The sequence below is a fragment of the Lysinibacillus sp. BSL11 genome (genome assembly GCF_052928325.1).
Map to the genome: position 1 here is coordinate 56,119 of NZ_JAVGCX010000018.1, position 10,147 is coordinate 66,265.

The 10,147-nt window shown below is 36.8% G+C and carries 5 protein-coding genes; 3 read left to right on the forward strand and 2 right to left on the reverse strand.

Going from position 1 to position 10,147, the window contains the following annotated elements; translation table 11 throughout:
* Positions 1-9: 9 nt before the first annotated feature.
* On the forward strand, positions 10-5,103 hold the full coding sequence (locus tag RCJ95_RS19780) for a DUF5724 domain-containing protein (protein WP_446722649.1): 5,094 nt from the start codon (positions 10-12) through the stop codon (positions 5,101-5,103).
* Between the two features lie 43 nt (positions 5,104-5,146).
* On the opposite strand, the gene RCJ95_RS19785 is transcribed toward RCJ95_RS19780, so the two are convergent.
* Both RCJ95_RS19785 and RCJ95_RS19790 read right to left on the reverse strand, forming a co-directional pair.
* On the reverse strand, positions 5,147-5,878 hold the full coding sequence (locus RCJ95_RS19785; protein WP_320939230.1) for a hypothetical protein: 732 nt from the start codon (positions 5,876-5,878) through the stop codon (positions 5,147-5,149).
* Positions 5,871-7,208 (reverse strand): AAA family ATPase, encoded by a 1,338-nt coding sequence (locus RCJ95_RS19790; RefSeq protein WP_257520656.1) that lies wholly within the window; start codon positions 7,206-7,208, stop codon positions 5,871-5,873. The genes RCJ95_RS19785 and RCJ95_RS19790 overlap by 8 nt, the downstream gene beginning before the upstream one ends.
* A 149-nt stretch (positions 7,209-7,357) precedes the next feature.
* Between RCJ95_RS19790 and RCJ95_RS19795 the strand changes: the two genes are divergently transcribed.
* Both RCJ95_RS19795 and RCJ95_RS19800 read left to right on the forward strand, forming a co-directional pair.
* The gene (locus RCJ95_RS19795) at positions 7,358-7,819 is read left to right on the forward strand and encodes a hypothetical protein (protein WP_009374122.1); all 462 of its coding nucleotides are present in this window, start codon (positions 7,358-7,360) and stop codon (positions 7,817-7,819) included.
* Between the two features lie 525 nt (positions 7,820-8,344).
* On the forward strand, positions 8,345-10,093 hold the full coding sequence (locus RCJ95_RS19800; RefSeq protein ID WP_004224372.1) for a methyl-accepting chemotaxis protein: 1,749 nt from the start codon (positions 8,345-8,347) through the stop codon (positions 10,091-10,093).
* Positions 10,094-10,147 lie beyond the last annotated feature (54 nt).

Genomic DNA, 10,147 nt, shown 5'->3' on the forward strand with positions numbered 1-10,147 from the left:
GGGATTTATATGACACTTTCACATGAACAAAAAACACATTTTCAAAGTATAGTTGATTCTGCACCTATAGTCATACAGCCTTTAGCAGCTGCATTGTTAAAATACATGGACAATAGAGATTATGACATTGAAACGCTTATAGACGTTCAGCAATATTCATCACTTGAAGAGTTATTTAGTGGACCATTATTTGAAGTGCTTACCCTGTTTTCTTCACAAGAACGGGCACTTAAGATCAAGAAACTAGCATTACGCTTTGATGCTACAATGTTCCAAAGAGGTGTTTTACGTCGATCTTTTCGTTCATCTCAACCAGTGCAAGACCATCTGTTTCAATGTTTACAGTTAATAGAAGAGATGCTGACATTTGCGGAAATTAGTTTGCAGGAGTTGTTAACAAATCATCGTCAATATGAGCATGGAACCTACCCAAACTATAGCTCTTATGTCTTAAAAAATGAAAATATAAAAGTAATGGGTTTTAACGTCTTTGAGCAGTTGCTCGCTGAAGAACTATCATTAGAGAACCCGTCAATTGAAGAAGCAGTAGAGGGTATTTTATTTGATGAACATCAAAGTAGCTTTTTCGGTCATCCATTCATTCGAGGTATTTTTAAATCAAATAATCATCGGATGCATGATGCACTTGGCAAACTCTTATTAGCAGCTGCACGACAAGAAGGTTTACGACAGGCAATAGTAGAAAATATTGACCATGGCAATCTTGATGCACAACTCTACATGATGAAGCTTATTCAGGAACAACGCCTAACACGCTTCTCCTCTGTAATTCGAGCAGTCGATACTTGGATGGGACTTGGCTATAATAGCTTCGAAAATCAAAAAATAACCGAGGAAGTTCTTGCATTAGCCATCCAAGCAATCGAAGAAGACAGCTTTATTGAGCAACTGTTAACGAGTGAACGTACAATTGATATCTATGTTGCATTATGGGCAACTGCTACAAAGGACTATACGAAATTAAATGACCTTGTAACAATTCTCTTAAAACGTGACAAACATATCCAACTTACAACGCTTGCCTTTTTGAAAAACTTATCGAAAATTTCCTTCACAGCGCCATTTGTAAAGGATTTAATCTTATCAACAAAAGATATCGAGTTGTTTGCCTTTGCATGGGGCAATTTTCTTTATGCTAATCACCATATTAATAGTGAGTATGCAAGAGACAATGAATGGGCGCAAATCCTTCAAACCTTCATGCAAGAAAACACACAGTTACAAGGGATTGAATACCTTTTATTTGAACAGCTTGAGTGGGCAAAAAATGAAATTACGAAAGATGGACTTAACATTACAGGTAAACCGCTATCCTTCGTCCATGTCCATTTGTCATTAGAAGATTTAATTTCAACACAAATTATTTTAGCCCATCATGTACAAGATGAGGCATTATTCCAACGAATTATTGAGCATGCAGAATCTTACTCACCATCTAGCAGAATCGGCCTACTGAATATTTATTGTCTAGAACCTGTCACCACACAAGGTCAACGCGAATTTTTATTTAATTCTTTACGAGATCGTAGTTCCATCAATCGTTCTCTCGCGTTAAAAAAAATACGTGCTTTAACACCAACAGAAGAGGAAATAGCAAAGATTGAAGATCTTTTAGCAAATAAATCAGGTGCACTTCGAAAAGAGGCTATTTCACTCTTAAAAGTTCAGCCACAGAATAATCTGTTACAAAGTGCTGAAAGGCTGTTAAAAGATAGTAAGCAGTTAAAGAGACTTGGAGGGCTTGAATTACTATTAGAAGCCTCTAAGCAACACAACTTAGCAAGCGAGCAAATTACATCTTTATGCTCCTTATTACCAAAAGTAACTAAAAACGAGCAAGTTTTGTTAGAGCAATTAATTACAAGGGATGTCCCTGAGTATAACGAGAGTAATGGCTTTGGCTTGTATACGCCACATCCCCCTATTCAATATGGCTGTATTTCTGATGGAGCCATTCAAATGAATGGTGTAGAGCCTTGGCAACAGCTTGCTCCACTTTATGTACAGACACCTACACCTTTTGAAAAATTCTTTCAATACGATATTGATAAGTTATTATCTAAGCTTGAACAGCTTATTCGGGTTTTAGATAAACATGCTGAACTAGAGTATGAAACATATCATTGGAATGACACACCCATTACCACTACATTAGGGCAAGAATATAGTGTAATGGCAACTAAATCAGATAATCAACGACATGCTAGTCTTGATGCTTATCCTATCCCTGAAGAAATTATTCAATGGATGAAGTCAACATTATTTAGTAATGAGGACTTAGCCTATTTTAATTTTTATCATAGTCTATCAGAATACCCTTCTGCTCATGATCTTTCCGAAGCAGCTCATACACTAATTAAACCGTTCTTCCAATACAAAGAATTAAAAGAACGTGTTACTCAATTGAATTTCTTGAAATATGACGATACAATTCAACAGATATTCACAGTATTAACCCAAGATATCGACAAAATCTCAGGTGACAAAATACTACATCAGGAAGCTCTTTCATTACTACAAAAGCATGCACCCGAATTTAATCGCTTTGAACAGGCAATAGGCATTATGCTACAGCTACTCGAACAAATTCCTGTGGATCAGTGGCAACTTGACGTTCGAGAGAAGAGCTATTATTACTATCGTTCCACTTCTACTATTATCGATTTAGATGTCGTTGAGTCATTTGTTGATCGATGCTGGTCTGATTACTCAACCTATGGTGAATATGTCAAAATGCTAGCTATCAATGAAGAGCTAACAAAGCGTATGAAAAATGCTAGCTATAGCCCAAACGTCTACAATTTGTCTTTATTCCAATATTTAGACGCCATGAAAGTTGGTTTATTTACGCAAGATCACTTATTTGAAGCCATATTTACCAACACGCTCGCTTCAGAAATATTTAATGAGCCAACTAAGTTACTAGAACGCTATCAACAGTCGTTTGAAGATTTAACAGATTTCTTTACTATTCGTGAACAAGCGATTGATCGTATTTTAGCCATAGAACTAAAACGTGGTGATACGCCTACTGCTGTAACAAAGCTTGCTAGTAGCATTTCTTATTTTGAGGGTATTGATTATTTCTTACAGATTCTACAGGCACTTGACGGAGAAAAGCTTGCGCGAGGCTATATTTGGCAGGCAGAAACGAAAAAGGATGTATTCTCCCGATTGCTAACCAACTGTTACCCCAAAAAAGAAGAAACAGCGCAGCAATTAAAAGAAGCATGGCAGAAAACAGACATTTCTAAAGAGCGTTTAATTGAAGCAATGATGTATAACCAGCATTGGATAGACCTTGTCAGTGAAGTAATTGGTTGGGATGGACTAAAAGAATCAGCTTGGTATTTTATTGCTCACACAACAGATTCCTTGTCCGACTATGCCAAGGATCAAATTGCCCTTTTCTCTAGCATCACTGCTGAGGATTTCCGTGATGGGGCATTCGATTTAGCTTGGTTCCAAAGTGCTTACCAAACACTCGGTGCAAAAAATTTCAAAATTGTCTATGATGCAGCAAAATATGCTTCAGAAGGAGCTAATCATCGTAGGGCACAGCTTTATGCAGATACTGCCATTGGTAAGCTTAGTCCTAAACCATTAATGCAAGAAATCCAAGACAAGCGTAATAAAGATAAACTACGTGCATTAGGCCTTATCCCACTAAAAAAATCAGATGATAAAGATGCCTTAACACGCTACCAATTTATTCAACAGTTTTTAAAGGAAAGTAAGCAATTTGGTGCTCAACGCCGCGCAAGTGAGGCTCGAGCAGCAAGTATCGCTCTAGAAAATTTAGCGCGCAATGCAGGCGATGGAGAAGCCACTCGCTTCACATGGCGTATGGAATTATCTTCCTTTAACGATATGAAGCATTTATTTAAAGCACAACAAATCGAGCAAATTACAGCCCATCTACAAATAGAAGATAATGCCTCTGTAGCTATTATTGTTGAAAAGGATGGTAAACGTCTAAAGAACGTTCCTGCTGCCTTAAAAAAGCATGCTGATATTGTAACCTTGCAGGAAGCCCGAAAAGACTTACAAGAGCAATATAAACGAGCCCGCCCAGCGCTTGAGCAAGCAATGGAATTAGAAACAGTATTTTCGGTCGAGGAGCTTATTCATTTATTAGCCCATCCGATTCTAGCTCCGCTTTTACAAAAACTACTATTTATTAGCGATAATGACGTCGGAATGCTTACACCAGAAGGTTTACAGCTTCTATCGGCTCACATTGTGGACCTTGCTCCTACGTCCTCTATAAAAATTGCTCATCCTTACCACCTTCTAGAAAGTGGTCAATGGAGACAATGGCAATCCTATATGTTCGAGCACAAAATTAAACAGCCATTTAAGCAAGTGTTCCGTGAGTTATATCTCATTAATGCTGATGAAAAAGCACAGAAACAATCATTGCGCTATGCAGGGCATCAAGTAAATCCTTCACAAACAGTAGCCCTGTTGAAAACACGTGGCTGGCAAATCAGCTATGAAACAGGACCACGTAAAGTATATTATAAGGAAAATATTGTGGCATCCTTGTATGCACAGGCAGATTGGTTTACGCCAGCAGAAATTGAAGCACCTGCAATCGAAGGTGTTTACTTCTATGATCGACTAACAGGCAAAGATATCGTTTTAGATGATATTCCAGCTGCGATATTCTCTGAGGTTATGCGAGATATTGATCTCGTTGTCAGCGTAGCTCATGTCGGTGGTGTAGACCCTGAGGCAAGTCATTCTACTGTTGAAATGCGCAGTATTATCGTAGAAGAATTGGCTAAATTATTGAAGCTAAACAATGTGGAAGTGAAAAAGCAACATGCCCTCGTAGAAGGTAAGCTAGCAAGTTACTCCTTACATTTAGGAAGTGGTGTGGTGCATCAAATAGGCGGTTCCATGATCCCAATTATTGCTGTCCCATCTCAGCATCGTGGACGAATTTTCTTACCGATGGTGGATGATGATCCACGGACGGCTGAGATCATGTCCAAGCTCTTATTACTATGTGAAGATACAAAAATTAAAGATCCAGCTATATTAACTCATATTCGAAGCTATGAGCAAATGCACTAACGTACTCTAGATAAAAACAGGTGACTCCATTCGTCACCTGTTTTTACTGTACATCTGTTTTAATCATTTCAAATAATAGCGGTACATTCGTGCCACGATGCAATGAATGACAGCCTTCCATTAAAAATGACCAACTTTTCTTTATTTTTTCCCTATATGACAACTCTGAACTGACTGGGAGATAGGTGCTTAAATATTCCTCAATCGTGCATGTCAGATTGTCCATAAATTCATCTGCTTTTTGTATTTTTTCTGTAGGGATTTCATTGCGCTCATTCCATAAGACATGCTCTAAATTCGTAGAAAAATAAAATAATTGATAAGGTACTTTCATACGGTTAATGCTAAAGTGGTCGTTGGCAATCAAAATTCTAGCATTCTTAGCCTTCATATCATTGCGTTGTTCTATTTGTTCTTTGCGTTTATCCGACTTCACTAAAATAGCATCCTCTGTATAAAATAAGTTTTGCTCGATACGCTCATCTACCTTGACGCACTCTGGTGCGATAAAGCATCCATCTGCATCTGTAATATGAACAACCGCTGTTAAATCATTGGCTAAAAATTTATATTTTTCAAGATAGCTTTGAATCACTCGTACAACACTGTTTTTAATATTCGGTATGCGTTTGTGCGCATCCCACTTTGTTAAGATATCTTCTCGTTGTACATCAAAGCGTATTGTGGAGTTCGCAAAATGAGCATCTAAATAATCCTCTAAAATAATTTGCTCCGTCTGCCCTTCCACAATAATTAAAAGTACTTTTTTAGTCATGTTGAACACCCGCTTTACGAAAAGCCCGCTTTATTTTAAATGTTTTAGTTTCCTTATATATCTCTTCCTCTTGCCCGCCAAGCTGGATAGCACGTAAATAGACATCTCTAGCGTTATTCACTTCTTTCATACCTTTTAGCTGCATATAACGGTGATGTTCATTTGTTGTCGTAAACCATAAATTTTTAATAGCTAGCACCTCTAACACACGTAGATTATGGGAAGTAAAAATAAGTTGCCCTTTTCCATCCTCATCTATCACTGTTAACAACTCACCTAACAAATATTCAAATACACCTGAATCTAATTCATCAATAACAACGCATGCATTCGGATTATTATATACAGCAATCAATACACTAAGAATAGAAATGATCTTTAAAATTCCCTCTGACTCTGTTCGTAGCGGTAATTCCTGCTCCCCACGCTGAGACAAAAATTCGAAACGGATTCCTTGTTCGCCACTGTCCATCATTTGCTTTGTAATGATATTAATTTTAATCGTCAGACCAGGAATAATGGCTGAGAGCACTTGATTACTTTGTTCAATAACCTCACATAAAGCATAGAATCCATCCTCTGGTAATAAAGCTGGTCCATTTAAATCATAAGGAATAAGACCTCTTGTTTTCTCTAAATGAATACTGAATGGCATCATCCGTTCTTCAAATAGTGGGGCAATATTTTGAGTATTAACAACATGTAAGTCTCGACTAAAATCAACAGCAATATTTTGTAGCAACTGCATTTCTAGCTCAGAAAGTCGTTCATGTAATAATGCCTTTATATCCTTATGGAATAGAAATGACATATATTGTTTTCTTGCTAACTGTTGAATAACCAGTAATTGAATTCGTGCTTGTTCACTCAAATCATCCAGTTTCGATTGACGGATTTGTACATCCCTCTCCGTCACAGCCACTAAAATCTTTGATCGCTTCCCTTTCGTGTTTTCTCGATAGGTAAGGCGCTCCAACGTAGTATATAGTCGATGCTGATCCTCCTGTAGTTCAACATAGTAATTCACAAAAAATGTACCGAATTGATTTTGAACTAGAAATTCTACATCCAAGCTAGCTGTTTGCTCTCCTGCCAATATAAGTCTTTTCTTTTGAGAGGGCAACTTCACTTCAGCAAGCCATCCTGATAGAAGTGTTTTCAATAAACTAAATGCATCTACAATGGTTGTCTTCCCAGAACCATTTTGTCCATATAGGCCAACAACATTCGCTTGTAGAAATGTCTCAAAATTTACTGCGAGTACAATTTCACCCTGTCGTACATTTCGTAAATTTTGTAAGTTTATTTTTTTTATCTTAATAATTGCCATATGCTAAACATCCTTTTAGCTTTTTCTCTTATTATAATGAAATTCGTTTTATTTTATAACAAATTCGAACTTAAGCATCCATAGCCTATAGCCTATGACAAAAATCGCAATAGGCATATGTTAGAAAAAATGAAGAAAGGTGTGTTTCATTGGTTTATCCTAGATTAGCCCCTGATGATTTTAACAGTCAATTTCGCCCAGGTATGAAAATATGGGTAACACTCCCTACTGGTACTTATTCAGGTACATTAATTCGAACATTCGGAACTGGAGGAAGAACTGCTGAAATTCAGTTAGATAATGGTCAAATAGTGACTGTGGATGTTAGTCAAATCACTGCTGCAGGTACAGGAACACCTCCTGGTAGTTCCTATCCGCCGCCATACCCACCACCTTATCCGCCATATCCGCCTCAACCTTATCCACCGCGTCCATACCCACCACAGCCTTATCCGCCTCAACCTTATCCGCCACGTCCATATCCACCACAGCCTTATCCACCTCAACCTTATCCGCCACGTCCTGGAGGGCAATATCCTGGTTTCCCACCACCATTAATACCAGGACTCCCTAATATTCTACCGGGTATATTTGGAAATCCACGACCGTAGCAACAACTAGAAAAGGTTATTTCTTTATTTAAGAATAAAGAAATAACCTTTTTTCATTTTACTCCCATAACAAAAATCATCAAATTCCTTTACACAAAAGACATGACAAAATAAGTAAAAAGCCCTAACAAGGAATTGGAAATTGATATTTCAGCCAATTTTTTAATCAACCGAAAATAAGTAAGATTTGAGCATACTTCTTTTTTATACCAGGAATTATGTCGCTTTTTGTAAAAATTTAACCTAACCTAAAAATTATATAGACTAAAAAACTATATATTATCGTTTATTTATAGAAATCATGCCTTGAAATAGTAAGTTTTCTGGGTTGTGAATCAATTTTTTTGGCAGTATAGTAGTTAAATGATAGGGGATAAATAGATTATTTTGCATCTATAAATAGTTTACACGCATCTGGACTTCTACGAATAACATCACCATCTTCAATGTGTAGTACATTGACTAAATTATCCATTTATAGTCCTTAGCTTGAAATATTTGCTATATCATATTAGGAGGAAAAGCATGAAAACACGCAAGAAGCAGCAAATGTCTATTAGTAAGAAATTAACTGCAATAGTAGTGAGTATTTTATTATTATTCGGATTAGTTACTTTAGGTCTTTCTTATTATATAGTAAGAAATAGTAATTTAACAGACATGAATCAATCTCTTTCTGACAAAGGCATGATCCTAGCCAAAACCATTGATATTACTACACTAAAATCGATATTAGAGAATCCTACAAATAGTAACCCCGATGCTCTACGATTAACTAGTGAAATGGATGCAATCAATGATAATTCTGATAGCATTACCAATCTATTTTTAATTACAGTTAACGGTGAAAATATTAATGCACCTGTTCTATCATCTAGTATACTTGAACTAGGGGCAGAGTATAACCAAGATATGATTGCAATGGGTTTATCTCCGGATTTCCTAGCAAGAATTAAAGAAGTTTTTGATACAAAAAAAGCAACAGCAACAGATATTTATAGCGATGAATATGGTAGCTATAAAACAGGCCTTACACCAATCTTGGATGAGAATGGGGACATGCTGGCTGCTTATGCCATTGACTATGACGTATCAATGGTAACAGGAAAAGCGATGTCTGAAGCCCTATGGACGTTATTAGTAACAGTTATTTTCTTAATTGGTTCATCCATTGCTGTTTACACTCTTTTAAGAAAAAAATTAACACCAATTCAACAACTTTCCTTACAATCTAAAAAAGTCGCAGAAGGTAATTTAGAGCTTGAACCATTACCAGTTACTTCAACAGACGAAGTAGGAATGCTCACACAAAATTTTAATTCAATGATTGATAACTTAAAAAAAGTTATTAAGAGTACAACAAATGTTTCTGAGCGTGTTTCAAACACAGCCAATGTTTTATCTGTAAATATGCAAGAAGCTTCCGATTCATATAATAATGTAGCATCTTCTATGCAGGAGATTGCAAGTGGCGCTGATCTTCAAGTACAAAAGGCAAAAGAAAGTACAATTACCATTGAAGAAATGAATATTGGTATTCAACGTATTGCCATGACATCCAATCAAATTTCAGAATCCTCGATTTTAGCATCAGAGGAAGCTGAAAGAGGAAATGAATCGACAAATAAATCTGTTGCACAAATGAATGCTATTAGCAAAGCAGTTAATCAATCTGCAGCTTCTGTTAAATTACTTGGCGAACATTCCAATAAAATCGAAGAAATCGTAGGAATCATTACAGGGATTGCTTCACAAACCAATTTACTTGCATTGAATGCGGCTATCGAAGCTGCACGTGCTGGGGAGGCTGGTAGTGGCTTTGCAGTGGTAGCTGATGAGGTACGTAAACTTGCAGAGCAATCTGAGGCATCTGCAAGAGAAATTTCTACACTTATTTCTCATATCCAGCATGATACAAACGAATCTGTAAATATCATGGTTCACGCTGTAGAAGAAGTAGATCATGGTATTGTCATGATCAATGATTCGGAAAAATCATTTAGCCAGATTTTAACTTCCATTCACCATGTGACAGGGCAAATTCAAGAGCTTTCTGCAACAATTGAAGAAATGGCAGCTGGTATGGAAGAAGTAACATCTGCTGTAAAAGATATGGAAGATTTTTCAGTCAATTCAAAGGACAATACAAGAGCAGTAGCAGCAACTTCTGCCTCTCAATTGAATACAGTACAACGAGTTTCTGAAGAAGCTCAAGTATTATCCGAGCTATCTGATGAATTAATGAATGTTGTTAATACCTTTGTAGTGAAATAAAAAATGAAAGGGCTGCCCTTATAAAGGAGAGTTATGTCCGTTAGTTTCTCACAG